Origin of the sequence: Mesorhizobium sp. M0598, assembly GCF_040320865.1 — a bacterium.
In the GTDB taxonomy this organism is placed as follows: Bacteria; Pseudomonadota; Alphaproteobacteria; order Rhizobiales; family Rhizobiaceae; genus Mesorhizobium.
This window is the reverse complement of record NZ_JAMYQL010000056.1, coordinates 1-22,606: the sequence shown is the minus strand read 5'-3', so window position 1 is coordinate 22,606 and position 22,606 is coordinate 1. Positions and strand designations below refer to the sequence as shown.

The 22,606-nt window shown below is 63.3% G+C and carries 26 protein-coding genes and 1 pseudogene; 11 read left to right on the top strand and 16 right to left on the bottom strand.

The window, feature by feature from the left end:
- Window positions 1-247: 247 nt before the first annotated feature.
- Window positions 248-1,000 (bottom strand): tryptophan 2,3-dioxygenase family protein, encoded by a 753-nt coding sequence (locus NKI59_RS33085; protein WP_352472085.1) that lies wholly within the window; start codon window positions 998-1,000, stop codon window positions 248-250.
- Between the two features lie 156 nt (window positions 1,001-1,156).
- Between NKI59_RS33085 and NKI59_RS33080 the strand changes: the two genes are divergently transcribed.
- On the top strand, window positions 1,157-1,633 hold the full coding sequence (locus tag NKI59_RS33080; RefSeq protein WP_352708716.1) for an Lrp/AsnC family transcriptional regulator: 477 nt from the start codon (window positions 1,157-1,159) through the stop codon (window positions 1,631-1,633).
- A gap of 5 nt (window positions 1,634-1,638) precedes the next feature.
- Here NKI59_RS33080 and NKI59_RS33075 read toward each other — a convergent pair whose 3' ends face one another.
- Window positions 1,639-2,112, bottom strand: coding sequence for an Lrp/AsnC family transcriptional regulator (locus NKI59_RS33075; protein WP_352708718.1), 474 nt, complete (start codon window positions 2,110-2,112; stop codon window positions 1,639-1,641).
- Window positions 2,113-2,223: 111 nt separating this feature from the next.
- Between NKI59_RS33075 and NKI59_RS33070 the strand changes: the two genes are divergently transcribed.
- On the top strand, window positions 2,224-2,787 hold the full coding sequence (locus NKI59_RS33070; RefSeq protein WP_352708715.1) for an RBBP9/YdeN family alpha/beta hydrolase: 564 nt from the start codon (window positions 2,224-2,226) through the stop codon (window positions 2,785-2,787).
- Between the two features lie 52 nt (window positions 2,788-2,839).
- Here NKI59_RS33070 and NKI59_RS33065 read toward each other — a convergent pair whose 3' ends face one another.
- Window positions 2,840-3,799 (bottom strand): prohibitin family protein, encoded by a 960-nt coding sequence (locus NKI59_RS33065; RefSeq protein WP_352708713.1) that lies wholly within the window; start codon window positions 3,797-3,799, stop codon window positions 2,840-2,842.
- Window positions 3,800-4,099: 300 nt separating this feature from the next.
- On the opposite strand from NKI59_RS33065, the gene NKI59_RS33060 reads away from it, so the two are divergent.
- The 6 genes from NKI59_RS33060 to NKI59_RS33035 all read left to right on the top strand — a co-directional run bounded on the left by NKI59_RS33060 (window position 4,100) and on the right by NKI59_RS33035 (window position 6,021).
- Window positions 4,100-4,468, top strand: a complete 369-nt coding sequence (locus tag NKI59_RS33060; RefSeq protein ID WP_352678857.1) for a hypothetical protein — start codon at window positions 4,100-4,102, stop codon at window positions 4,466-4,468.
- Window positions 4,465-4,773 (top strand): hypothetical protein, encoded by a 309-nt coding sequence (locus tag NKI59_RS33055; protein WP_023675703.1) that lies wholly within the window; start codon window positions 4,465-4,467, stop codon window positions 4,771-4,773. Before NKI59_RS33060 ends, NKI59_RS33055 begins: the two co-directional genes overlap by 4 nt.
- 11 nt (window positions 4,774-4,784) lie before the next feature.
- Window positions 4,785-4,967, top strand: a complete 183-nt coding sequence (locus NKI59_RS33050) for a DUF3606 domain-containing protein (RefSeq protein WP_023675702.1) — start codon at window positions 4,785-4,787, stop codon at window positions 4,965-4,967.
- 223 nt (window positions 4,968-5,190) lie between these two features.
- Window positions 5,191-5,373: a hypothetical protein gene (locus tag NKI59_RS33045; protein ID WP_352708712.1), complete on the top strand. Its 183-nt coding sequence runs from the start codon at window positions 5,191-5,193 to the stop codon at window positions 5,371-5,373.
- A 43-nt stretch (window positions 5,374-5,416) separates the two neighbouring features.
- Window positions 5,417-5,542 carry a hypothetical protein gene (locus NKI59_RS33040; RefSeq protein ID WP_352708710.1) on the top strand — a complete coding sequence of 42 codons (126 nt, stop codon included), beginning with the start codon at window positions 5,417-5,419 and terminating at the stop codon, window positions 5,540-5,542.
- Window positions 5,539-6,021 carry a hypothetical protein gene (locus tag NKI59_RS33035; RefSeq protein ID WP_352708708.1) on the top strand — a complete coding sequence of 161 codons (483 nt, stop codon included), beginning with the start codon at window positions 5,539-5,541 and terminating at the stop codon, window positions 6,019-6,021. Before NKI59_RS33040 ends, NKI59_RS33035 begins: the two co-directional genes overlap by 4 nt.
- Before the next feature lie 15 nt (window positions 6,022-6,036).
- Here the strand turns inward: NKI59_RS33035 and NKI59_RS33030 are convergent, their stop codons facing one another.
- On the bottom strand, window positions 6,037-6,942 hold the full coding sequence (locus NKI59_RS33030) for a S1C family serine protease (protein WP_352708706.1): 906 nt from the start codon (window positions 6,940-6,942) through the stop codon (window positions 6,037-6,039).
- 249 nt (window positions 6,943-7,191) lie between these two features.
- Between NKI59_RS33030 and yghU the strand changes: the two genes are divergently transcribed.
- Window positions 7,192-8,079, top strand: a complete 888-nt coding sequence (gene yghU, locus NKI59_RS33025) for a glutathione-dependent disulfide-bond oxidoreductase (protein ID WP_352678862.1) — start codon at window positions 7,192-7,194, stop codon at window positions 8,077-8,079.
- Here yghU and NKI59_RS33020 read toward each other — a convergent pair.
- The 3 genes from NKI59_RS33020 to NKI59_RS33010 all read right to left on the bottom strand — a co-directional run bounded on the left by NKI59_RS33020 (window position 8,076) and on the right by NKI59_RS33010 (window position 10,777).
- Window positions 8,076-8,780, bottom strand: a complete 705-nt coding sequence (locus tag NKI59_RS33020) for a hypothetical protein (RefSeq protein WP_352638117.1) — start codon at window positions 8,778-8,780, stop codon at window positions 8,076-8,078. The genes yghU and NKI59_RS33020 overlap by 4 nt on opposite strands.
- Window positions 8,781-9,208: 428 nt before the next feature.
- Window positions 9,209-9,460, bottom strand: coding sequence for an exopolysaccharide production repressor protein (locus NKI59_RS33015; protein ID WP_352708705.1), 252 nt, complete (start codon window positions 9,458-9,460; stop codon window positions 9,209-9,211).
- A 150-nt stretch (window positions 9,461-9,610) separates the two neighbouring features.
- Entirely contained in the window at window positions 9,611-10,777 is a 1,167-nt protein-coding gene (locus NKI59_RS33010) for a KamA family radical SAM protein (RefSeq protein ID WP_502901144.1), read from the bottom strand.
- 489 nt (window positions 10,778-11,266) lie between these two features.
- Here NKI59_RS33010 and NKI59_RS33005 point away from each other — a divergent pair, with 489 nt between their 5' ends.
- A complete protein-coding gene (locus tag NKI59_RS33005) occupies window positions 11,267-11,698 on the top strand; it encodes an SAM-dependent methyltransferase (protein WP_352708703.1) in 432 nt (143 codons plus the stop codon).
- Between the two features lie 61 nt (window positions 11,699-11,759).
- Here NKI59_RS33005 and NKI59_RS33000 read toward each other — a convergent pair whose 3' ends face one another.
- Both NKI59_RS33000 and NKI59_RS32995 read right to left on the bottom strand, forming a co-directional pair.
- Window positions 11,760-13,382, bottom strand: coding sequence for an ABC-F family ATP-binding cassette domain-containing protein (locus NKI59_RS33000; protein WP_352472101.1), 1,623 nt, complete (start codon window positions 13,380-13,382; stop codon window positions 11,760-11,762).
- A gap of 161 nt (window positions 13,383-13,543) precedes the next feature.
- Window positions 13,544-14,095 carry an isochorismatase family protein gene (locus tag NKI59_RS32995; RefSeq protein ID WP_352708702.1) on the bottom strand — a complete coding sequence of 184 codons (552 nt, stop codon included), beginning with the start codon at window positions 14,093-14,095 and terminating at the stop codon, window positions 13,544-13,546.
- Between the two features lie 211 nt (window positions 14,096-14,306).
- Between NKI59_RS32995 and NKI59_RS32990 the strand changes: the two genes are divergently transcribed.
- On the top strand, window positions 14,307-14,858 hold the full coding sequence (locus tag NKI59_RS32990; protein WP_352708701.1) for a DUF4019 domain-containing protein: 552 nt from the start codon (window positions 14,307-14,309) through the stop codon (window positions 14,856-14,858).
- A 255-nt stretch (window positions 14,859-15,113) separates the two neighbouring features.
- Here NKI59_RS32990 and NKI59_RS32985 read toward each other — a convergent pair.
- From NKI59_RS32985 to ligD, 7 genes and pseudogenes are all read right to left on the bottom strand, one after another.
- Window positions 15,114-15,509, bottom strand: a pseudogene (locus NKI59_RS32985) (LysR substrate-binding domain-containing protein); the annotation flags it as partial.
- A gap of 66 nt (window positions 15,510-15,575) precedes the next feature.
- Complete coding sequence (locus NKI59_RS32980; RefSeq protein ID WP_352708700.1) at window positions 15,576-16,346, bottom strand: exodeoxyribonuclease III; 771 nt, start codon at window positions 16,344-16,346, stop codon at window positions 15,576-15,578.
- A gap of 9 nt (window positions 16,347-16,355) precedes the next feature.
- Window positions 16,356-17,003 (bottom strand): alpha/beta hydrolase family protein, encoded by a 648-nt coding sequence (locus NKI59_RS32975; RefSeq protein ID WP_352708698.1) that lies wholly within the window; start codon window positions 17,001-17,003, stop codon window positions 16,356-16,358.
- A gap of 32 nt (window positions 17,004-17,035) precedes the next feature.
- Entirely contained in the window at window positions 17,036-17,713 is a 678-nt protein-coding gene (locus tag NKI59_RS32970) for a hypothetical protein (protein ID WP_352708696.1), read from the bottom strand.
- 1 nt (window position 17,714) lies between these two features.
- Window positions 17,715-18,812, bottom strand: a complete 1,098-nt coding sequence (locus NKI59_RS32965) for a tetratricopeptide repeat protein (protein WP_352708695.1) — start codon at window positions 18,810-18,812, stop codon at window positions 17,715-17,717.
- Window positions 18,809-19,723: a non-homologous end joining protein Ku gene (ku, locus tag NKI59_RS32960; RefSeq protein ID WP_352708693.1), complete on the bottom strand. Its 915-nt coding sequence runs from the start codon at window positions 19,721-19,723 to the stop codon at window positions 18,809-18,811. The genes NKI59_RS32965 and ku overlap by 4 nt, the downstream gene beginning before the upstream one ends.
- Before the next feature lie 219 nt (window positions 19,724-19,942).
- Entirely contained in the window at window positions 19,943-22,435 is a 2,493-nt protein-coding gene (ligD, locus tag NKI59_RS32955) for a DNA ligase D (RefSeq protein ID WP_352708691.1), read from the bottom strand.
- Between the last annotated feature and the right edge of the window lie 171 nt (window positions 22,436-22,606).

Here is a 22,606-nt window from a genome sequence, read left to right as displayed (position 1 = left end):
ATCAGAAAATAGAAACCATCGACCTCAATGTCCTGGCGCGATAGCATGCAAAACTGTTCGCGATGTCCTCGCACATCTGTTCGCGATGTCCCCAGTCCAAACACCCTTGTGGGAGAAGGTGTCGCCGAAGGCGACGGATGAGGGGTGCTCCAGCTTGGCGCCGGCGGCACTCCGTCCAACACCCCTCATCCGTCTCGGCGCTGCGCGCCGATCCACCTTCTCCCACAAGGGGAGAAGGAAGGTTGTACTACCCCACCTTGACCCCCGGCTTGCTGATCGGCTCGCGTACCGTTCCATACTGGCTGCCCCAGCGGTCGGTCATCGCCCAGCGTATGTCCCAGAGTTCCGGGAAGAAGCGGTGGCGGGCGCCGGCTTCCAGCAATTCGACCGGCCGGCCCTTCAGCGATTTCGCGCCGAGGCCGATCGTGCGGTGGATGAGATAGAGGTGGTTGGCACGGAATTTCTGGAACAGCTCGTCGAACTCGATCAGCGCTTCGGCAACGACATAGCTGTCGCCGTGATCGTAGCCGGTATCGTAGACATCCTCGACCGAAAGGCCGCGGTCGTCGAGGTATGACGCCTTGAAGGCCCGCCACAGATCGGGCGGCAGGCGCAGCAGCTGCTTGAAACCCGGCGATTCCTGGCCGCTGCCATTGCCGAGCTGCAGCCGGATCTGCTGGTACTCCTTGGGCGACATGGTTTCGAGCAGGTCGAGCTGCGCCGTCATCAGCCGCATCAGCCGATGCACGCGCCCCATCAGCGTGACGATGCGATGCGTGTCCTGCTTTTCCAGGAAATCGACGACATCGACCAGCGTATAGGCGATGAGCTTCATCCACAGCTCCTCGACCTGATGAACGATCTGGAACTGCAGCTCGTCGGCATTCACCATCTCGGCCAGCGGCTTCTGGCAGGCCAGCAGCCTGTCGCATTTGAGGTAGACGCCATAGTCGCGCATCTCAGGCGTTTCGATGCGGGCATAATAGTCCTGCTTGTCCATGGCCATGCTCCTTGCCCCGGCCGTTGGGCCGCAGGCGCTTGTTGGATCCCGGTCCCCGAGTCTAATCGCTTTCTTGCCGAACATTGTCCCTTTCTGTTATTCGATTGGCGGGAAACGAAGGACGAAAATTGTCGCTGAAGCAGATTGGAAGAACGAATGATGCTGGATGCGGTCGACCGGAAGATCATAGCTGCGCTCGAACGCGAGGCCCGTATCTCCTTTGCCGCGCTCGCCGATGAGGTCGGCTTGAGCAAGACGCCGTGCTGGAAGCGGGTCAAGGCGCTTGAGGACGCCGGCGTCATCCGCGGCTACTCGACCCGGATCGACCCGGCCAAGCTCGGCTTCGGCATCGAAGCCTTCATCCAGGTGTCGATCGATTTCGAACTGTCGGACGCCTTCGAGGCGGCGGTCAAAAAGCATCCGCTGATCCGCCGCTGCCACGCCACGACTGGCGAGGCCGACTATCTCCTGCAGATCGTCACCGTCGACATGATGGCGCTCGACAGGATGCTGCGCGAGGAGCTCAGCCGGCTGCCCGGCGTGCGGCGCACGATCACCTCGATGGCGATGCGCGAGATCAAGGGCGGCATCTCGTTCGCCAATGCCGTCGGGCATACGCCGACCAAGCGATAGACCGGTCAGGCCCTGGTCATCAATTCGCGTCCCAGCCGCTTCGGTTGCTCGGCGCGCAGAACCACATTTGTCGTCACCGTGCCGTAGTGGCCGAAGCTGTCGACGATGCTTTCAAGATCGGGCGGTGACGGGACCACGACCTTGACCAGAAAACAATCCTCGCCGGTCACCCGCAGCACCTCGACCACCTCCGGCAATTGGGCGAACTTCTTCAGGCAGGCCTGGATATGCTCATGCGTGGTGCGCAGGCGGATGACCGCCATGGTGCCGAGCCCGAGCGCTGCCGAATTGATCACCGCCTTGTAACCGGTGATGACGCCGCGCTCCTCCAGCCGCTTCACCCGTTCCGAGGTGGCGGGCTGGGACAGTCCGACGCGGCGGCCAAGCTCGGAGATGCCGATGCGGCCATCCTCCTGCATGATCTCAATGATCGCCAGATCGGTGGAGTCGAGCCTTGGCCGATAATCGCCGTTCCGCATGATCGCCTTTAATCCATCGGATTTCGTCGCTGCTTTCCGATGATCTCTCATTCCGCCACCTGGGAGAAGACCTAGAATTGCACGCGCTGCATCAGGAAAGAAGGGCTTCGCATGACCGACTTCATCATTGTGCCGGGCATCGGCGGATCGGGCAAAGCCCACTGGCAGACAAGTTGGCAGCAGGCAAACCCGGCGATGCGGCGGTTCAACCCGGCGAGTTGGGACGCGCCGGACCTCGACGACTGGGTGGCTGCGCTGGAAGCCGCTGTATGCCAGGCAAGGACACCGCCGGTGCTCGTCGCCCATAGCCTCGGCTGTCTGCTCGTCGTACACTGGCAGCGGATCTCCCCCAGCTCTATCGGCGGCGCGTTGCTGGTCGCGGTTCCGGACCCTGCGTCGCCGGCCTTCCCCTCCTCCGCCCGGGCCTTCGCCGACGCACCGCAACAACGGCTTCGCTTTCCGTCGCTGATTGTCGCCAGCACCAACGATCCCTACGGCTCGCTGGACTATGCCAGGGCGAAATCCGAGCGATGGGGCAGCGATCTCCATATCGCCGGACCGCTTGGCCACATCAATGGCGACAGCGGGCTCGGCGACTGGCCGGCGGGAATGGAGCTGCTGACAGCTCTAAGTCAAACGCAGGCAATCGCCCGAGGCGCCGTGCTTCAGCCGTAACCGCACCAGGACGGCTATCGCGCCGCCGCCCTGATCTGGTTTGCGCCGCGCCTCAGTTCGATGCTGCGGCAGGCGTGCTGAGTTCGAGGAACGGTACGGTCGAGCCCGGGATCATCGACTTCGGCAATTCGCCGTTCCATCTCTCCGCCTTGGTCAGTTCGACCAGCAGCGGATTGTTGGCGATTGCGGCGGCGCGAGCCTTGATGGCGCCCGCGGTCGCATCGCCTTCGACCCTGGTCTTGTAGGCGCTGGCCTCGGCTTCGGCCTTGACGCTGTCGGCGCGGCCCTTGGCCTGGGTGACGGCGATATCGGCCTTGATCTTTTCCTGCTGCAGGTTCTGTTCCTGCTTCTGTACCTCGACCTGAGCCGTCATCCTGGCTTCGACCGCCTGCTCGTAGGCGTCGGAGAAATCGATGTTCTCGACCTGCACGCTGTCGATCATCACCGGGCCGTCGGTTACCGCCGCGATGGCCTCGGCGACGTCCTTGTTGAACTTCGCCCGGTTCTGGATAACCGACACCGCGTCGTACTGGCCGAACACCGTCTTGATCTCCTGCGGTGCTTTCCTGGCAATGACACGGTCGGCCAGTGCCTCGATCGATCCATAGTTGGTGTAGACGTTGCTGACTTCGGCGGCCGGCACGTGGAAGTTGACGGTGACGCGCATGTCGGCCGGCTGCTGGTCGCGCGAATAGGCCTGCATGGCCGGCAGGCCGCTGCAATCGTTCTGGTTCTCGCAGCCCCATTTGAGCACCTGCTGGCGCAGGCTGATCTTCTCGACACGCTGTAACCACGGCAGCTTGAAATGCAGTCCGGGATCAACGACCGAACTCAGCGCTCCGTTGGTCAAGAGCACGCCGCGGTCGCCCTGGTCGATCGTGTACCAGGATCCAAACAGCGCAAAGACGCCGAGCGCCACGATGACGAGTGCGATCAGGCCGGAACCGATCGACCCCGATGCCATCCCCGGCTTGTCCTGCGGACGGCTTGAATTACCTTGCGTTTCGGTCATCACCCCACCCCAACCTGATTGCCCGTGCTGCTTTTGCCCACAATAGTGGCGGCATTGCAATCCTCTGGATATGGAAGGACCTTCGCGCCAACCGGCCGGACCGGCGGGTGGTTCAGGCTGGCTAGCGGATTTCCCCTGCAGCCGCGGCAGCGGGCTGGGACGCGTTGCCTGGCGTCTCCTTCTGCCGTTCGGCATCGGTTTTGCGCTTTGGGCAATCCTCGTAATTGTGGTCGCGCCCACCGCAGTAGGAGCAGCATTGTGCCGGCGCGTCGGGGCGAAGCATCGTTGGCATGCACAAGAATGCACGAAAACCCGACAGATTGCGAAGGCTTCGGCGCCGGCAAGGTCGATTTCACCACGGAACCGCTCGCGGCGCCTGAAAGTTATCTGCTCATTGCAACCGGAGCACAGGACATGGCCGACGACCAGAACCGCTACGAGACCGGCGCGAGGAAATATCCGGCAAAGACGAGCCCCGACGCGGCCGACGAATTTTCGCAGGATGCGGCCGGCAACAAGCCGCCTCCCGGCGGCATGGGATTGACCAGGCCGGCTGACGATTTCGACGACAGGACCCTGCATTCGGAGGGCCAGAACCCGCCGCGCGCAGCGATCCGGCCAGACGGCAAGGCCACCGCCAAGAAGCCCGGCAAGGACGCAAGACGATGAACGTCGCCAATCTCCAGCTCGAAGGATTGATGATGGCGATCGCGGCCGTCAACAACGCGCTGGTCCACAAGGGCCTGTTATCGGTCGACGAGGTCGACATGGCGTTGCGCCGCGCCGAGGCGGCGATGACCAGCGACGAGCGTCTCTATGAAGACATGTCGCCATCCAACCGCGACGCCGTCTGCTTTCCGCTCAGGCTGCTGCAGGCGGCCAACAATGCCCAGGGTGAAACCGGCGTACCGTCCTTTGCCGAACTGGCCAGGATGGTCGGCCGGACCAAGGAGCCCTATAACGACCAGATGTGATGGAGGACGCCATGGCCGACGACAAATCCAAGACCAAGCAGGATCGCAAACTGGTCTCCGGCGAAGAGCCATACGAGGTCGCTGCTTTTGCCCGCAAATACGGCATACCGCAAAGCGAGGCCGCGACCATCATCAAGCGTTACGGCCCCTCGAGGAGGAAGCTCGACGCGCATATGGCGAGCCGCAACGCCTGATCCAATTCTGGCGGCGGCCGCCGTTCACGCCGGAAGCGTCCCTGCCCTGCCGCCTTGTCGAGAGTATCGGCACCGTCAGCCGTGACCTGTCGGGTTCGCCCCTGTGGGGATTCAACGCCTGGTTTTGACAGCCGCGGAATACTCGCGCGGCGCAACAACTCATTTACCTCGACGCTGTACCAGTCCGGTGAGCAAAGCCGGGGGTCGGATGCAGGAACAATTATTGCGCTACGAATGTGTCATGGAGCCGAACGGCCGTTGGATGGTGTGGGACATCATTCACGATCTGCCGGCGCAATTTTCGGAAATCGCGCTGATCGGCCTGAGCCGTCGTGAAGCGGTTTCGCTCTGCCGGCTGCTCAACGAGACGAGCCGTTCCGAGACGCGGCAGAGCCGGGCCTCCTGAGAAGCGCGTGCGTCTCAGGCCTGCCCAAGCGCGGGGGATCTACATGCGATCGATAATATTCGGTCTGGTCTTGCTGCTGCCGGCCGCCGCCCTGGCGGAGCCGATCGAGACCCAGAAGATCATCACGGCGGCGACTGGAACGGCGACGGCGCCGCCGATCTGGCGATGATCGTCGAGACCGAGCCCGGCTCTCCCATGGACCTGTATTTTTTCCTCAAAGATCGCGATGGCGATTTTCTAAAACCTGCCGGGATCGTGCATGATCAGATTGACGGGGAATGGAAGGATTACGACCGGCCGGGCCCCGCCACATCCGACACTGAGCCCGAACTCACTGCGCTCCCCAACGGTTCGATCAAGCTCTATATTCCGGCGATGGAGATCGGCAGCGAGCGGACCAACAAGACGCTGACGCTCGCCTGGCGCAACGGCACGTTCGTCGTCGCCGGTTTTGCCTACGAGTATTGGGATTACATGGACGACAATGTTGCCGGCGACTGCGACTACAATGTGCTGACCGGCAAGGGCAACAGCAGCAAGAAGCTGGCGGACGGCACCACCAGGCAAGCGACCGTATCGGTCGAAGGCAAGGTCATCCCATTCGCGGAGTGGACCCCGGGCACTGGCTTCAGCGCTTGCGGAGAGTGAGAGGTTTCGGTTGCCTCACTGCAGCGGCGGCTTCCACAGCAGGCTGTTGCGATCGGCGGACTTGACGCGCAGCCAGGTTTCGCGGCCATCGCGCAGCACCCGGAGCGGGATCTCGGCACCGGCCGGACCGCTCTTCCAAAGCTTGCGATAAAAATCGGCAAGCCCATCGACCGCCGTGTCGCGGACATCCGAGATGACTTCGCCCTGGCGAAGGCCCGCCTGGGCGGCTGGACCGCCCTCGGCGACGCTCATCACCACGACCTTGCCGTCGCTCTCGGCCGAGAAGGCGCCGAGCCACGGCCGCGGCGGCCTGGCGACCTGCCCGCGCGTCAGCAGATCGTCGAGGATGGGCGGCAGAAGATCGATCGGCACCACCATGTTGATGTCGGCGACCTCGCCGTTGCGGCTCATCTGCAGGCGCAGCGAACCGATGCCGAGCAGCCTGCCATCCGCGCCGATGAGGCCGGCGCCGCCCCATGAGGGGTGAGCCGGCGCCGTGAAGATCGCCTCGTCGAGCAGATATTCCCAATAGCCGGCGAATTCCTGCTTGGTGACGATCCGCGCCCGCACGGAGCGGCCGACGCCGTCGGCGAGCACGACGGGATCGCCGATCTTGGCCCTGGACGCATCACCGAGCGCAATGGCGGGCAGCCCGAGCGGCGCCAGCGCCTGCACCAGGCCGAAGCCCGACTCCTGGTCGTAGGCGAGCGCATGGGCGGGAACCACGCGCCCGTCCTGGTCGGCCAGCCAGACCTCCTCGGCCTCAGTGGTGAGATAGCCGATGGTGAGTACCAGCCCGTCGCCGCGGATGACCACGCCACTGCCCTCGCGGCGGGTGCCAAGTGTATTTGCCGTGAAGGCGTCCTCTGGCACGGTGGCGCGGACGGCCACGATGGATCGCAAAAGGGGTTCGATATTCATGCTTTGGTTCCTGGCAATGTTCGCAGGCTGATATGGGCTATAGGTATGGCGCAGGTGACCGGGCGCAAGAGGCGGCGCCGGCTTTGGCGTGGACCGGCGCCGCGCCGTTCGCGCCGGGGTTTTGCATCAGCGCCGGCAGCCCTATCTGTACCTACGGCTATCCCAAGCTGCCCTATGCAAAGTTCCTCCGCCATTACCCACGTTGATATCTGATATCCTCCCAACCCAACCCTTCCAAAGGCCTCCCAAATGAACGACTACGCAACGGACCAATACACGCCGCCAAAAGTCTGGACCTGGAACAAGGCAAATGGCGGCGCTTTCGCCAGCATCAACCGGCCGACCGCCGGCCCGACGCATGACAAGAAACTGCCGGTCGGCAAGCATCCGCTGCAGCTTTATTCGCTGGCGACACCGAACGGCGTCAAGGTGACGATCATGCTGGAGGAACTTCTGGCGCTCGGCCACAGCGGCGCCGAATACGACGCCTGGCTTATCAGGATCAACGACGGCGACCAGTTCGGCAGCGGCTTCGTCGAGGTCAACCCCAACTCGAAGATCCCGGCCATGGTGGATCGCAGTGGGAAAAAGCCGGTCCGCATCTTCGAATCCGGCTCGATCCTGCTCTACCTCGCCGAAAAATTCGGCGAATTCCTGCCGACGGAGCAGCCGGCTCGCGCCGAGACCCTGTCATGGCTGTTCTGGCAGATGGGCTCGGCGCCCTATCTCGGTGGCGGATTCGGCCATTTCTACGCCTATGCGCCGACGAAGATCGAATATGCCATCGACCGCTTCGCCATGGAAACCAAGCGGCAGATGGATGTGCTCGACCGACGCCTCGCCGAAAGCGAGTATTTAGGCGGCAGCGACTATACGATTGCCGACATTGCGGTGTGGCCCTGGTATGGCGGGCTGGCCAAGGGCCGTATGTATGACGATTCCGGCGAGTTCCTGCAGGTGGAGCAGTACAAGAACGTGCAGCGCTGGGCCGACGCCATCGACGCGCGGCCGGCGGTCAAGCGCGGCCGCATGGTCAACCGCACCTTCGGCGAGCCTTCGATGCAACTGCACGAGCGCCATGACGCCAGCGATTTCGAGACGAAGACGCAAGACAAGCTCGCGGCGGCCAAAAGCTAAGCGGACGACGCGCCGATCTCCCGCCTTGTAGGGGAGATCGGGAGCTTCGGCCGACTGCTCAAGCTCGCCTTCACCGCCGCCATCCACAGCCGGTCGATGTTGGCCAGGAATTTCTCGTCGAGTTTGTCGAGGTGCTTCCAGTACATGCCGTCCTCGAAGAGATAGCCGAGTTCCTTCTCGATCCTGTCGGCCTCCTCCGCCTGATCGAGCCGCAGGCCGGCAAGCATCTGCGCCTTCATTTCCGATATTCGCGAGGGAGAAAGCGCGCCGAGTTCATCGAGCGTCAGCCGCGGGAAGACCAGCCGGCTGCGCGGCAGGTCGGATAGGTTGACGCACAGGCAGCCGCGCCGAAGCGCATGGATGAGCAGGCGGGCCGACTTCGCCTCGAGGTTGCGCAGGGTGACGTCGTTGCGCAGCGGATCGGCGCGGCCGACGCCGTAAAAATGCGTGTTGCCGGGCTGGTCGTAGATCATGTCGCAGCCAAGGAATGCCAGCACGTCCGGCTTCTGACTGTGGATCGTCCAGTAGGCCGCCGTCATCGACATGGTGCCGCCGGCATAGACGAAGCCACCAAAGCTGTTTTGCGCCGGCACGTAATGCGAGGCGCTGAAGATCTGCGCCTGCTGCAGGGGACCGCCTTGCGGCATCCGCTCCGCCGGGAAATCGCCGGCATGGACGAGGAAATCCCAGTCGGGGCGCACGCGCCAGGCGTTGTTGATGGCGACAATCTTGCCGAAGGCCTGCTTGGGCTAGGCGGCGCAGCGCACGACATCGGGGGCGCTACCGATCAGCAAGATCACGTTCGGCGTTCCGTCGATCACCACAACCCTCTCGACCGGCCGAAATGCATCTCGATGCCGCCCGGTTGAACGGCTTTATAGCCTCAACGGCCCATCGAAAACACCAGCCGGATTTAAGCTGGCATCAACAAAAGGGAGCTTGCCAGCCGGTTGTAAAATGTGGCCTTAGGCACCGTCGTACAAACAGCAGGCAGGTTTTCCCGCTAGCCCAAAAACGACGATATGAGTTGGGCGATATATATTAGTTGACTAAACTAGCGGAACGTCCAATGCACATTCCCAGAACCGAACATGTCCTGTCTAGACCATGATATCTATATGGGACATTACTACATAAGCTGAACGCGACCTCGACGGTTCGGCGGCACAGCCCTCAGACGCCGCGGCTTTGCCTCCGCGCTTTTCGCCCCGGATCCGTAGATCAACCGGACGACGAACAGGAAATATCCAACCTGCATGACGCTCAAGGTCAAGATCGTCCAGGCCAGCGTCTTCCAGATTGAACCCGTCGCAAGGTAAGTCGAGATCGCCACGATGGACGATGTGGTGGTCAGCCCCACCAGGAACTGTGGAAAGTTCATGACTTTTCTGCGCCGCCCCGAAACTCGCTACAGCCGGGACGAACTCCCCTAACCCATTACCCCGGACCAACGTTTTCACTATTTCAGCAATTGCGCAAGCACCAAATAGAACAGCAGTTAACGCATGCTTCCGTGATCAAGGGCTGCATGTCAGGTCACCAAGGTGGGCTGGCTTGGACGGCGGCTGCGCGTCCCCTCCTCCCCAACCAGCTCTCCATACCCCCTCACCGCCCCATCAAGCCCACGTATTCGCCACGTCTCCCCTTCCCGTGCCTCAAGATGGGACGGGCCGAGCGGCACTTTCCCTCCGCCGTCCGGCAGGTCCAGCACGTAGACGGGATTGCAGATGCCCGACAGGCGCGCACGCAAGGCGCTGACCAGCGCCTGGCCCTCGGCGATCGTGGTGCGCCGGTGCGCCATGCCGCGCACGAGATCGCCGTGGTGCAGGTAATAGGGTTTGACGCCAAGGCGATACATCAGCTCGCGGCACAGCTCTTCCAGCACCTCGACCGTATCGTTCACGCCTTTCAGCAGAACGCTCTGGTTCAGCAGCACGAAGCCGCCCTGCCGCAACGTGCGGCAGGCCCGCTCGGTCGCCTCCGTGATTTCGCGTGGATGGTTGAAATGGGTGACGACAGTGACCATCAGCCGGCCCTGCAAGGCTTGAATCAACCCGCCGGTGACGCGCGACGGCAGCGCGACGGGTACGCGAGTGTGGATGCGCAACAGCCGCACATGCTGGATCGCCTCGACACGGGCGCGGATTTCCGTCAGCGCCCTGTCCGGCAGCGATAGCGGGTCGCCGCCGGTCAGGATCACCTCGCGGATTTCCGGATGGGCCGCGATATAGGCGAAGGCTTCGTCGAGAGCTTCGCGCGTATAGCCGCGGCCGATCGACGTCAGCTGCTCCTTGCGAAAGCAGAACCGGCAATAGACCGCGCATTGATAGGTCGGGAACAACAGAACCCGGTCGGCATGTCGATGCGTCAATCTAGGCACGGGACTGAAGGCGTGGTCGGCGATCGGATCGTCGAGTTCGCCCTCCTGCTCTGCCAGTTCGTCGGGCGACGGGATGACCTGAAGCCGTATCGGATCGGCGGGGTCGTTCCAGTCGATCAGGTCTAGATAGGCCTTGGGAATGCGAACCTTGTGGCGCGTGGCCGCGGCTTCGGCCGCCGCCCGCTCGGCTGGCGACAGCGGCAGCGAATCCAGATCGCCTACATGCCGCACGCCCTCGCGAACATCGTCCCGCCATGCGGCATCCGCCTCGCGAGCGCGCCGGTCATCGGCTGCCACGCCGGCCGCATCGACCGCCATGCTGGCGTCGGGGATGTCGGGATGTGAGGTCATCGCAGGCTCCTTGAATTTCGGGCCGGGGTACAGCATTGGAGCCAGGACTTGAAGGCAATAAACGGTGTTTGGCCGGGTTGGAGGGCGCGGCAGGAAGCCACAACCGGCCACTGATCAGAACAATCGTCCAACATCGCTGACGCAAAACATTAGCTTGCTCTTATATTAGCTTGAGCGTATACACATAAACGGCCGGTGATCTACCCCCCAACCGGTTAGGCTCGGCGCCAGTTCCCTCCCTACCCCTCAGGTCAACGACGCCGGGCCGCTCGGGGTCCGCCGGTCGCCCGCGGTCGAGACCGGATCGTCGACCTCTTCGATGTCGATCATGCCCCCTGCTCAAGCCCCCAACTGAACATACCAGCTGAACACATCGGCGATGCCCGCGTCTCTCGGCCTTCCCGTCGCCGGCCGCGGTCGCTAATCTCGGATTGCGAAAAAGCTGGAGACGAGCGTATGGCGAACGACTTGTCGCCAAGGCTTTTGGAGATCGTCAATGCGCTGCCCTTGCGGCAGGGCATGCGAGTGCTGGAGATCGGCTGCGGACCGGGTGCTGCAGCGCGCGAGATCGCGCGCCGGATCGGCGGTGGGCACGTGCTGGCGATCGACCGCTCGGCCAACGCCATCGCGCAGGCCGGGGCCGCCTCGCGCGCCGAGATTGCGGCAGGCCGGCTGAGCCTTCGCCAGGTCGCCATCGAGGATTTCGAGTTGGAAGCCGATGAGAAGCACTTCGACATTGCCGTTGCGGTGCGCGTCGGCGCGCTGGACGGGCGTCATCCCGAAGCAGGAAAAATTGCCCTGCGACGGCTCAAGGCGGCGTTGACCGCGCAAGGCCGGCTGTTCATCGACGGCGGCGATCCGCTGCGCGAAATTGCGATACATGGCTGAGCACCTCGTGCTTGGCCTCCGGAATCGAGCGTCTACGCGACCGTGGGCGGCAGAGCCGGCCTCAGCTCCGCAACCCCGGCGCCTCCTGCCCGGTGCGCTCGACATACTCCGTATAGCCGCCGCCATAGGTGTGGATCCCCTCAGGCGTCAGTTCCAGCACCCGGTTCGACAGCGCCGCCAGGAAATGGCGGTCGTGCGAGACGAACAGCATGGTTCCCTCGTACTGCGACAGTGCCGTGATCAGCATCTCCTTGGTGGCGATGTCGAGGTGGTTGGTCGGCTCGTCCAGCACCAGCAAATTGGGCGGATCGAACAGCATCAGCGCCATCACCAGCCGCGCCTTCTCGCCGCCCGACAGCACGCGGCATTTCTTCTCGATCTCGTCGCCGGAAAAGCCGAAGCAGCCGGCCAGCGCCCTGAGCGGCGCCTGGCCGGCCTGCGGAAATGCATCTTCCAGCGTCTGGAACACGGTGCGCTCGCCCTCCAGCACTTCCATGGCGTGCTGGGCGAAATAGCCCATCTTGACGCTGGGCCCGCGCGCCACCGTGCCATTGTCCGGCTCGGAAGCGCCAGCGACCAGCTTCAGCAGCGTCGACTTGCCGGCGCCGTTGACGCCCATGATGCACCAGCGCTCGCGGCGGCGCACCTGAAAATCCAATCCCTCGTAGATCGAGCGGCTGCCATAGCCCTTGTGCACGTTCTTCAGCGTCACCACGTCCTCGCCGCAGCGCGGCGCCGGCTGGAAGTCGAACGATACCTTTTGGCGGCGCTTGGGCGGCTCGACCCGGTCGATCTTGTCCAGCTTCTTCACCCGGCTCTGTACCTGGGCGGCATGTGAAGCCCGCGCCTTGAAGCGCTCGATGAAGGCGATCTCCTTGGCCAGCATCGCCTGCTGGCGCTCGAACTGCGCCTGCTGCTGCCGGTCGGCAATCGCCCGCTGCTGCTGGTAGAATTCGTAGTTGCCGGAGTAGGCGGTCAGCGAACCGCCGTCGATCTCGACCACCTTGTTGACGATGCGGTTCATGAACTCGCGGTCGTGCGAGGTCATCAGCAGCGCGCCGTCATAGTTCTTCAGGAACTGCTCCAGCCAGATCAGGCTTTCGAGGTCGAGATGGTTGCTCGGCTCGTCGAGCAGCATGGCGTCGGGCCGCATCAAAAGGATCCTGGCCAGTGCCACGCGCATTTTCCAGCCGCCGGACAGTTTGCCGACGTCGCCGTCCATCATCTCCTGGCTGAAGCCAAGGCCGTCCAGCACCTCGCGGGCGCGCCCGTCCAGCGCGTAGCCGTCGAGCTCCTCGAAGCGGTGCTGCGCCTCGCCGTAGCGGGCGATGATCTCGTCCATCTGGTCGGCCTGGTCAGGGTCGCCCATGGCGTGCTCGAGCTCGCGCATCTCGGCCGCCACTTCGCTGACCGGCCCGGCGCCGTCCATCACTTCGGCAACGGCGCTGCGGCCCTCCATGTCGCCGACATCCTGGCTGAAATAGCCGATGGTGACGCCGCGATCGACGGAGACCTGGCCCTCGTCGGGCTGCTCCTCGCCGTTGATCATGCGAAACAGCGTCGTCTTGCCGGCGCCGTTAGGCCCGACCAGCCCGACCTTCTCGCCCTTCTGCAAGGCGGCGGAGGCTTCGATGAAGACGATCTGACGGCCGTTCTGCTTGCTGATGCTTTCGAGACGTATCATGGGTTTCCGGGGAAGGCCAAAGGAGCGTTCCCGCGCCAATACGCGATAGGCCGCGCCGGCGAAAGCCCGCAGTAGTGAGGCGCCCCGCGCCAAATTGTCTGAACCCGCCAGTTGCTTCCCGGCTGGATCAGGCTTTGACGGCGTAGGGATGAGCCGGCGGATCAGCTATCGGTAAGCGCCTTCGTCGTCGCCATTTTGACCCCGGCGGCGGCAAATGCCGCATTGTGCCGGGCGATGATCTCCGCGGCGGTCTCGCTGGTGGTGTCGAGCGTGCTGTGGGCGTCGGAAACCACGGTGACGCCCAGGCTCGCCGCAAAGGCGCCCTTCACCGTGGCCGCCACGCAAAAATCGGTCTGCGCGCCGATCAGAACGACCTCGCCGGCGCCCTGCCCGGCCACCCATGCTGCAAGGGCGGCATTGCTGAACGCATCGCCGACACGCTTGGCGAAAGTCGGCTCGTCCTCGGCCTGGCCGAGCGCCGGCCACACCGGCCAGCCCGGCTCACCCGGCGCCAGAGGATCGCCCTGCGGCCCGTCATGCCGGACGAAGGCGACCTTGCGCCCGCTGCGCCGCGCCCACTCGATCAGCGCGCGGCTGCGGGCGACCATGCCGTCGGCATCATGGATCGGCGGCTCGGCGACGCCGTCGAACATGCCGGTCTGAAGGTCAATCACGATGAGCGGCGCAGTGGCCGCGGGGCTGGTCCCTGACATGGTTTTTTATAGCACGAGGGCGGAGCTGATCAAGGATCAGGGCCGCGATGGCGCGCACGGGCAACCGCAAGTGGCTGGAGTTCGAGATATGTGACAATCCGCTTGCAGCAGCGCTAACATAGCGCGCCATTGGGATGTGGGTCAGTTCGAAATTCTGGCTATCGGCCGTGACCGGATTGCATTCGTGGCAAGCTCCTGCGAAGAAATTACCATGACACATGCAGCCGTAGCTTTCCTTGCGATCGTGACTTCGGTGTTGGTCGCGATCCTACCCGCACAATCGCAAGAGTGGACGCCCTCGGAGGACGCGGTTCGAGATGCAACGGAAACGGTTGGTCGCTATTTCCTTTCGCTCGATAACCAAGAGTATGGGCGGGCATACGAAATGAAAACTGATACCGCCAAAGCTTCGATCCCATCGAACGCCTTCGTGGAGCAAAGTAAACATTTTCATTCTCAGGCCGGCGCTGTGCGCGAGCGCCGGCTACTCAAATTCACGTGGTTGAAGGACCCAGAGAACGCTGCCTTTCCTGGCGTCTATGCCGCAGTCGACATAGCGGCGAAGTTTGAAAACATCGATCGTTACTGCGGCTATATTGTCCTCTATCAGCGGCCATCAGGTGGAAATTTTCGAGTCATGCGGGTCGAAAGCAACTTCATCGACAACTCTACCGCGAAAAGCATTGAAAAGACCCAATCGAAACTCGAATTGGATCGAGCATGGGCCGAGTTGTCGGCTAACTGTCCGAATTTTCCATCGTGAAGGTGAAGCGGTCCGTTTTTGTACCTTCCGCAACCATCGGCTTTTCGGTTTCCCTCGCTTCGATCAGCGCAACAATGTCGCAGATCTCTTACAGTTTGCCGGCCCTACGACGCGAACGCAGCGAGAGCGCAGCTTTTGTCCTCACCCAATCCGCCCGTCACGGCATAGGCGCCGGCGGTGCGCTTGTCACTAAACCCAAGTGCGATGTTTATCTCGTCCGATCGCCCTTCGCAAAGTAGCCGGCGGCCCGGACGATCACACCCGGCCCGATGTCCCATCCTCGCCAAAAATCCCGGTCACCCAGTCGATGAACACGCGTACCCGTGGCGCGAGCTGGCGGTTCTGTGGGTAGAGCGCCGACAGCGGTGTCGGCGACGGCGGGTAATCCGGCAGCACTTCGACAAGCGTGCCGCGTGCGAAATCCCCGGCGAAGCGGTAGTGCGGCGCCTGCACCAGGCCGAAGCCGAGACGCGCCAGCTCCGCCATCGTGTCGGAGCCGTTGACCGTCACCTGGTTGGGCAGGCTGACATAGCGCAACGCGCCGCCGACGGTGAATTCGAGCGGCATGACCTCGCCGGTCCGCGACGAGCGGAAGCCGACCATCAGATGGCCTTCGAGATCGTCGAGGGTTGCCGGCATGCCGAGGCGTTCGCCCGCGAAGCGGCGCGGCCAACCTGACTGGTTGCCGCCCGGAAAGGCGGCGCCAGCCTCCGTGCCTCACTTCAACTCCACCCAGACCGGCGCGTGATCGCTGGCGCCGGTCTCGCCGCGCATGTCGCGGTCGATGCCCGCCGCTACCAGCCGGCGCGACAGCTTCTTGCTGAGCAAGATATGGTCGAGGCGCAGGCCGGCATCGCGCGGCCAGCGGTTGCGGCGATAGTCCCAGAATGTGTAGAGCGTCTCGTTCGGGTGCTTCTTGCGCAGCGCGTCAAGCCAGCCCTGGTCGAGCAGCCGCTGGAACGATGCGCGGCTTTCCGGCTGCACCAGCGCGTTGTCGTCATAGGAGCGGGTCGGGTAGATGTCGCGCGGCTCGGGCACGATGTTGTAGTCGCCGGCCAGCACCACCGGCAGGCCGGTGTCGAGCAACTGTGCCGCATGCGCCTCCAGCCTCTCGTGCCAGTTGAGCTTGTACTGGAATTTCGGCCCGGGCTGCGGATTGCCGTTCGGCGCGTAGAGGCAGGCGACGACGATGCCGTTGACCGCCGCTTCGATGTAGCGCGCCTGCTGGTCGCTGTCGTCGCCGGGCAGCGCCTTACGGGTCAGAACGGGTTCTGCGCCACGCGAAAGGATGGCGACGCCGTTCCAGGTCGGCTGCCCGACGCAAACCGCGCCGTAGCCGGCGGCCGCCAGCGCAGTGCGCGGAAACTGCGTCTGTCTCGCCTTGAGCTCCTGCAGGCAGGCGATGTCGGGTTTGGCGGCAGCCAGCCATGCGAGCAGGTTCGGCAGCCGGCTGTTGATGTTGTTGACGTTGAAGGTGGCGATCTTCATCGGCCTGCTTCAGCGCACGATGCGTTCGGTCCACGCCTTCACCGCATCAGCGAGCGTCTTCAGATGATCGGCGGTGGAGAAGCCGGAGATGTTTTTGCGCGGCTTCAGATCATGGTCGCCGTCTTCCAGCCAGAAGATCTCGATTGCGTCGGACAGAGCATAGGTCGCGACCTCGTCTTTGGTCCCGAACTCGTCGCGCGTGCCCTGGAAGATCACTGTCGGCGTCTTGAGATCGGCCAGGTGTTTTGTCCGAAGCTGCGTCGGTTTGTCAGGCGGATGGAAGGGATAGCCGAGACACAGCAGCCCTGAAATCTCGCCCTTCGAAAACATCTCGTCGGCGATCATCGAAGCGACGCGTCCGCCCATCGACTTGCCGCCGACGATCAGCGGACCCTTCACGCCCTTCGCCCGGAGGTCTGCGATCGCCTTGACGTATTCCGGGTTAACCGTCTCGGCGCGCGGCGGCGGCTTGCGGTGGCCGTAGCGGCGAGCCGCCATGTAGTGGAATTCGAAGCGCGCGACGCGGAAGCCGGCTGCGGCTAGCGCTTTTGCCGTGGCGGTCATCGAGGCCGAGTCCATCGGCGCCCCGGCGCCGTGGGCGAGTAGGATGGTGATGGCGGCGGTTTCGGGGCCGTCGAATAGGAAGGCGGTTGGCATCGGGCTTCGAACTCCAGGTAGGCCCGCAACGACTATGGCCGCGCTGCACTCGCGTTACAAACTTGTGACCGCAGATACTCGATCTGGGCTGTCTGATATTCGGGCCAGTTTGCCCGATCGAGACCGCCAACCCAGGAGCAAGCTGCTTCACGCCCATGAACCTGTTCCAGCAGGCAAAAGTAAGCATGATCTCGCCACGTTCCGCACAACTGCTCGTTACCGTTCATGACATCCAGCGCCGAAGACCAAGTGAACCACCTCTTGATCCACTCGCCGACCTTGCCATCCAAATCATCGACGCACTGGGCTATGAACCCGTCCAGGTTCTGTTCATTCGCGACCCAAAACGGCCCTCGGCTTCTAACAAAGTCGCTGTCAATCCCATCGAAAGCAACTCCGAGGAATTGTGCGTTCAATTGCTCGGAGCTTTTAGTTTTGAACTGTGCCGAACTTGGATCCTTAATCGCATTCCAAGCGCTAAAGTCCCTGTATGACTTGGCGAATTTCTTCCATTTGAAGACGGCCGAGAGTGAGCAGTCATAGTCTCCGTACCGGCGGTCAGCATAGCAGTCGAACTCGATGCTGAAGTCGGTCAAATTGTCTGCGGATGCTACCAGAAGCTTGGCGGTGTCCGGCTTGAACCATTTCGCCCCCAGGCGCGCATGAAGTTCTTCTGAAACTGTTTTTCGAATGGTTTTTGAATCAAGCATGTCAGTAGGACGCCGACTTTTGCGCCAGCTGCAAATCAACGAACTGTATCCCCTTGGCCGCCATGCGCGCCCATTCGGAATTGGCGTCGAGCTCGAGATAGCGCACCCAGCGACGCCGCGCCTCGGCGAGATTGCCGGCGTCGAACTCCAGCCTCGCAAGGTTGAATACCGCATCGGCATAATCAGCGTCCAATGCGATCGCCTTCAACAAATGGCGGCGCGCCGAGGCTACCCGCCGCTCTTCGCTCATCAGCCCGGCAAGATTGAACCAGGCCTCGACGAAGCCGGGGTCGCACTTGATGGCGCGGGCATAGTCGTGCGCCGCCTCGGCCGCTTGGCCGGCGGCGCGCAGGCAGTTGGCGCGGTTGAAGGCGGCGATGGCATCGCTCGGGTCGATGGCCAGGCAGCGCTGGTAGAGGGCCGCCGCCTGCTCGTGGTCTTCAGCCCCTTCCGCCGCCTCGGCATCGGCGAACAGCTCTTCCAGCGTGTCGTCATCCTGCGTTCCCAGATCGAACAGCAACTGGCCGTCGAGTTCGCTCTGGCCGCCCTCGAGATAGATCGCATCGGCCCGCCCATGCTGTGAGCCGACGGCAAGCGACTTGGCGGTGAGCGAGGCGACCGGGCCCGACCGGTGCACCGAGCGCGCAATCGCCCCCCATGAGGCGCCGCCGGCAACCAGCCCGGCATATTTGCGGGCGAGGATTAGGTCGCGAAAGGAATACGGTTCGCAATCATGCTCGAAGGCATCGAACAGCGACAAAAGGTCGAGATCCGCGCCGGTCAGCCGCGACTGGTCGATCAGCGACTGCCGCGACAGCGCCGAAGCCTCCGGCGCCTTCATCAGCCTGAGCAGGCGCAGGAAGCCGTTCTCGCTGACCAGCTTGCGCCCGGCCGCGCGCTCGGTGACGACGCGGCGCTCAATCTCGGTATCGCCGGCCCTGGCGAGCAACATGCGGCCCAACACGACATGTGTGGTGCGCCGAGTGACGCCGCGCCGCAACTCGCCGTGCTGGCGCTCGACCTCGCGCGCCGCCAACCTGAGCGGAAAGGCGGCCAGCGCGCCGACGATGCCGAAGACCGTGCCGGCGAGAGCCGTCACGCCTTGCTCTTGCCGACGGCTTTGAGAAGGTTCGCCTTGAGCGGGTTTTCCTTGGCCGCGGCGGCGCTGGCCTTGGCGGATTTCGCCGCGGGCTTGGCCGTTTCATCGGCCTTGCTCTTCGACTTGGCTGGCGGCTTGGCCGATTGGGACAGGCTGGCCTTCAGCGCATCCATCAAATTGATGACATTGCCGCGCTCGGGGGCCGCCGCGATGATCGGCTTGTGGCCCTTGAGTTTCTCGCGGATCATTGTCATCAGCGCGATCTCGTAGCGGTCCTCGTAATTCTTCGGATCGAAGGTGGTTTCCTTCTGCTTGATCAGCGCCTCGGCCAATTGCAGCATTTCGGGATCGGGGTTTCCGGCCGGGATATTGCCGAAATACTCAGCCGTGCCACGCACTTCGTTCGGATTCCTCAAGGTGCAGACGAACATGCCGTTCTCGCGCGCGCCGATCGTCACCACGCGCTCGCGGCTGGACAGCACCAGGCGGGCGATCGCCAGCTTGCCGGATTTGCGCATGGCTTCGCGCAGCACGGCGAAGGTCTCCTCGGCCATTGCGCCGTCCGGCGCCAGGTAATAGGGCGCGTCCTGATAGATGACGTCGACCGAATGCTCGTCGACAAAGGCCTCTATGTTCATCGTATGATTGGATTCGATGCGTACCGCATCGAGATCGGAGTCCTCGATGATGATGTACTGCTTGTCCTCGTATTCGTAGCCCTTGACCAGGTCCGAACGCTCGACCAGCCCGAGCTCGGGGTCGACCGGCTTCATGTTGATGCGGTTGTGCGTCTTCTTGTGCAGCTGGTTGAAGCTGATGCGTTCACTCGCGCTCGTCGCCGGATAGAGCCGGACCGGACAGCTGACCAGACTGAGCTTGAGGTAACCTTTCCAACTTGCCCTGGGCGCCATGAATACTCCTACGCGGCCTTGTGCTGTCGAACTGTTCGCAGCGTTCATTCGTCCGGAGGACGGACGGGGCTGCCGAAATCCTACATCGACCCCTTACAATACCGGCAAATCCCTAGCGAAATCTTCCTCCGCCGGAGCCCCTGCAGGTAAGAGGTCCGTGGCGAAGAATAATTCAAATTTTCCGGAGCGTCGATGGAGTCTGGGGCCGCGCCCGCGGGACTATCTCGCGGTGCCCATCACTGGCAAATCCCGGGCGAAATCTTCCATGTCGGCCCAAGGGTCGCCTGACGTCGCCAGCAGCCCCGGCAGCGACGAATAATTCAGATCCTGCGGAGCGTCGATGGTCGCCAGATCGCTCCAGCTCACCGGTGTCGAGGCCGGCAAATTGGTGCGGGCGCGCAGCGAATAGGGAGCCGCCGAGGTGTGGCCGCGCGCATTGCGGTGATAATCGATGAAGATGCGCCGCTTGCGGTTATCCTTGCCCATGGTGGTGGTGAAAGTGTCGGGCGCGGTGGCGGCAAGATGCGTCGAGATGGCGCTGGTCGCCTGGTGCAGTTTCTTCCAGTTCTGCTTTTGCGTCACCGGCACTGATATGTGGATGCCGTGGCCGCCGGACGTCTTGGCGAACGGCACCAGCCCTAGCGCCTCCAGCTCGCCCTTAATGTGCACCGCCGCCTCAACCACCTCGCGCCAGGCGATCCCCTCGCCCGGGTCGAGGTCGAAAACGATCAGGTCCGGCTTGTCGAGCCGCGTGCGATGGGTGCCCCAGGTGTGGAACTCGACGACACCGAACTGCGCCAGCGCCAGATAGCCCTTGGCGTCTTCCACCGAGAGATAGGATTTGGTCTCGCCCTCCGAATTGGTTGCTTCGAAAGTCGCCACGGAGGGCGGCATGCCGGTGAAGGCGTGGCGCTGGAAGAAACAGTCCTGCGGCCTGCCGGTCGGGCAGCGCACCAGCGACACCGGCCGGCCGAGAATGTGCGGCAGCATGAAATCGCCGACCAGCGCGTAATAGACGGCAATGTCGAGCTTGGTCGGGCCGGTCTTGCCGAACAGCCGTCGCGTCGGGTTGGTCACCCAGATGGTGGCGAGGTCGGCCTCGGCGATCAGCCGCTTGCGCTTGGCCGAAACCGGCGTCGACAGGCCGACGTCGCGCAGGCCGCGGAACACCGCATGGCGCAGCGCATTGTCGGTGGTCCGGTTGGCGTAGTGGATATGCGCCGAAAGCAGCGGCCGCACCCAGTTCATCTCGCGCATGATTTCGCGGGGAACCCCTTCCGGCGCGGATGCACCCGCCCTTAGCGGCTCCAGCCTGGCCAGCAACTCGCCGGCGGTGGCGGCGTCGAAGCCGGTGCCGACCTTGCCGCGATAGTGCAATTCGCCATCTTCGAATTCGCCGAGGCCAAGTGCAGCCAACCCCTCTGCCGCATCGGAGACTGTGTAGCCGGCGATGACGAAGTCGCCGGTCTGAAGCGCCTTGGTCTTGGTCCAGGTCTTGGTACGGCCGCTCTGGTAGATTGCCGTGGCGCGCTTGGAGACGACACCCTCGAGCCCCATCTCGGATGCCTGGTCATAAAGTGCCTGGCCGTCTCCTTCGACATGATCGCTGAGCTGGATGGCCGAATTGGCGCCGAGACCGGATAGCAATTGCGAAAGCAGCGCCTTGCGCCGGCGGAGCGGCGCTTGTCTCAGGTCCCAGCCGTCGAGATACAGAAGATCGAAGGCGTAGAAGTGGAGCTTGTTGCCGGCGCCTTCGGCCAGCGCGTCTTGCAAAAGGGCAAAGCGGCTGATGCCCTTGGCGTCGAGCGCGACGACCTCGCCGTCAATGATCGCCTCGCGGCACGGCAGCCTGGCGAAGGCAGGCGGCAGGTCGCCATAGCGCTTCGTCCAGTCGAGGCCGGCGCGGGTGATCAGCCTGACTGCGCCGTTAGCGAGATGCGCCATGGTGCGGTAGCCATCGAATTTGATCTCGTGCAGCCAAACTTCGCCCGTTCGGGCCGCTGGGTCATCGCCGCCCGGCGGTTTCGAAACCTGCGTAGTCAGCTGCGGCTCGATCCGGGAAGGCGGCGGCGCCTTGACGGCGCCCGGCAAAGCACCTGGCTTCAGCACCACCGGCCTGGCAGCGGCCGGCTTCGGCGTTGCCACCAGTTCCTCGATGCGGCGTCCGGATTTGACGCTTTCCGGCCGGGCTTCCAGTATGTCGAGCTTGGCGTCGGCGGCGAGATCGCGCTCCTTGAACAGCAGCCAGTTCTTCTTGCCCTCATCCTCGCCGGGCTTCGGTTTCAGCCGCGTCAGCATCCAGCCGCCATTCAGCTTTTCGCCGGCGAGGCGGAACTTGAAGGAACCGGTGCGCAGGCTCTTCTCGACATCGTCCATCGGCGCCCAGACGCCGGTGTCCCAGACGATCATCGGCCCGCCGCCATATTCGCCTTCGGGAATGACACCTTCGAAGTCGATATACTCGAGCGGATGGTCCTCGGTCTCGACCGCCAGCCTTTTATCGGCCGGATTGAGCGACGGGCCGCGCGGCACCGCCCAGCTCTTCAGCACGTCGCCGACCTGCAGGCGAAGATCGTAGTGATCGGCGGTGGCGTGATGCTTGTGGACAACGAAACGATTGCCCTCACCGGCAACCAGACCGCCGGCTGGTTCCGGCGTCCTCGTGAACTCGCGCTTGGCGCGATAAGCCTTGAGCTTCGAAGGAGCTGGCATGGACTAGGCGCGGGTGGTGGGCAAAAGCAACGAACGCGGCATCAAAATCCCATCGCAGCGGCGCTCCAATGTCACGGCATGATGGGGTGGACGGCGCCCGACGGCATCGGATGTGCCAGAATGAGTTCGTTGAGATCTCAAACAAGGGAGCCGTCCGTGGAACACCTTATC

What these genes read in the sequence shown, in the direction of transcription:
- NKI59_RS33030 (WP_352708706.1), bottom strand. Translation starts at nt 6,942, where the DNA reads ATGAATATCGAACCCCTTTTGCGATCCATCGTGGCCGTCCGCGCCACC.
- NKI59_RS33040 (WP_352708710.1), top strand. Translation starts at nt 5,417, where the DNA reads ATGCGATCGATAATATTCGGTCTGGTCTTGCTGCTGCCGGCCGCCGCC.
- NKI59_RS33060 (WP_352678857.1), top strand. Translation starts at nt 4,100, where the DNA reads ATGCACGAAAACCCGACAGATTGCGAAGGCTTCGGCGCCGGCAAGGTC.
- NKI59_RS32995 (WP_352708702.1), bottom strand. Translation starts at nt 14,095, where the DNA reads ATGTCAGGGACCAGCCCCGCGGCCACTGCGCCGCTCATCGTGATTGAC.
- NKI59_RS33050 (WP_023675702.1), top strand. Translation starts at nt 4,785, where the DNA reads ATGGCCGACGACAAATCCAAGACCAAGCAGGATCGCAAACTGGTCTCC.
- NKI59_RS33080 (WP_352708716.1), top strand. Translation starts at nt 1,157, where the DNA reads ATGATGCTGGATGCGGTCGACCGGAAGATCATAGCTGCGCTCGAACGC.
- ligD (WP_352708691.1), bottom strand. Translation starts at nt 22,435, where the DNA reads ATGCCAGCTCCTTCGAAGCTCAAGGCTTATCGCGCCAAGCGCGAGTTC.
- NKI59_RS32970 (WP_352708696.1), bottom strand. Translation starts at nt 17,713, where the DNA reads ATGCTTGATTCAAAAACCATTCGAAAAACAGTTTCAGAAGAACTTCAT.
- NKI59_RS32975 (WP_352708698.1), bottom strand. Translation starts at nt 17,003, where the DNA reads ATGCCAACCGCCTTCCTATTCGACGGCCCCGAAACCGCCGCCATCACC.
- NKI59_RS33070 (WP_352708715.1), top strand. Translation starts at nt 2,224, where the DNA reads ATGACCGACTTCATCATTGTGCCGGGCATCGGCGGATCGGGCAAAGCC.
- NKI59_RS33065 (WP_352708713.1), bottom strand. Translation starts at nt 3,799, where the DNA reads ATGACCGAAACGCAAGGTAATTCAAGCCGTCCGCAGGACAAGCCGGGG.
- NKI59_RS33085 (WP_352472085.1), bottom strand. Translation starts at nt 1,000, where the DNA reads ATGGACAAGCAGGACTATTATGCCCGCATCGAAACGCCTGAGATGCGC.
- NKI59_RS33010 (WP_502901144.1), bottom strand. Translation starts at nt 10,777, where the DNA reads ATGGCGGTCGATGCGGCCGGCGTGGCAGCCGATGACCGGCGCGCTCGC.
- yghU (WP_352678862.1), top strand. Translation starts at nt 7,192, where the DNA reads ATGAACGACTACGCAACGGACCAATACACGCCGCCAAAAGTCTGGACC.
- NKI59_RS33055 (WP_023675703.1), top strand. Translation starts at nt 4,465, where the DNA reads ATGAACGTCGCCAATCTCCAGCTCGAAGGATTGATGATGGCGATCGCG.
- ku (WP_352708693.1), bottom strand. Translation starts at nt 19,723, where the DNA reads ATGGCGCCCAGGGCAAGTTGGAAAGGTTACCTCAAGCTCAGTCTGGTC.
- NKI59_RS32980 (WP_352708700.1), bottom strand. Translation starts at nt 16,346, where the DNA reads ATGAAGATCGCCACCTTCAACGTCAACAACATCAACAGCCGGCTGCCG.
- NKI59_RS33035 (WP_352708708.1), top strand. Translation starts at nt 5,539, where the DNA reads ATGATCGTCGAGACCGAGCCCGGCTCTCCCATGGACCTGTATTTTTTC.
- NKI59_RS32990 (WP_352708701.1), top strand. Translation starts at nt 14,307, where the DNA reads ATGACACATGCAGCCGTAGCTTTCCTTGCGATCGTGACTTCGGTGTTG.
- NKI59_RS33005 (WP_352708703.1), top strand. Translation starts at nt 11,267, where the DNA reads ATGGCGAACGACTTGTCGCCAAGGCTTTTGGAGATCGTCAATGCGCTG.
- NKI59_RS33000 (WP_352472101.1), bottom strand. Translation starts at nt 13,382, where the DNA reads ATGATACGTCTCGAAAGCATCAGCAAGCAGAACGGCCGTCAGATCGTC.
- NKI59_RS33075 (WP_352708718.1), bottom strand. Translation starts at nt 2,112, where the DNA reads ATGCGGAACGGCGATTATCGGCCAAGGCTCGACTCCACCGATCTGGCG.
- NKI59_RS33015 (WP_352708705.1), bottom strand. Translation starts at nt 9,460, where the DNA reads ATGAACTTTCCACAGTTCCTGGTGGGGCTGACCACCACATCGTCCATC.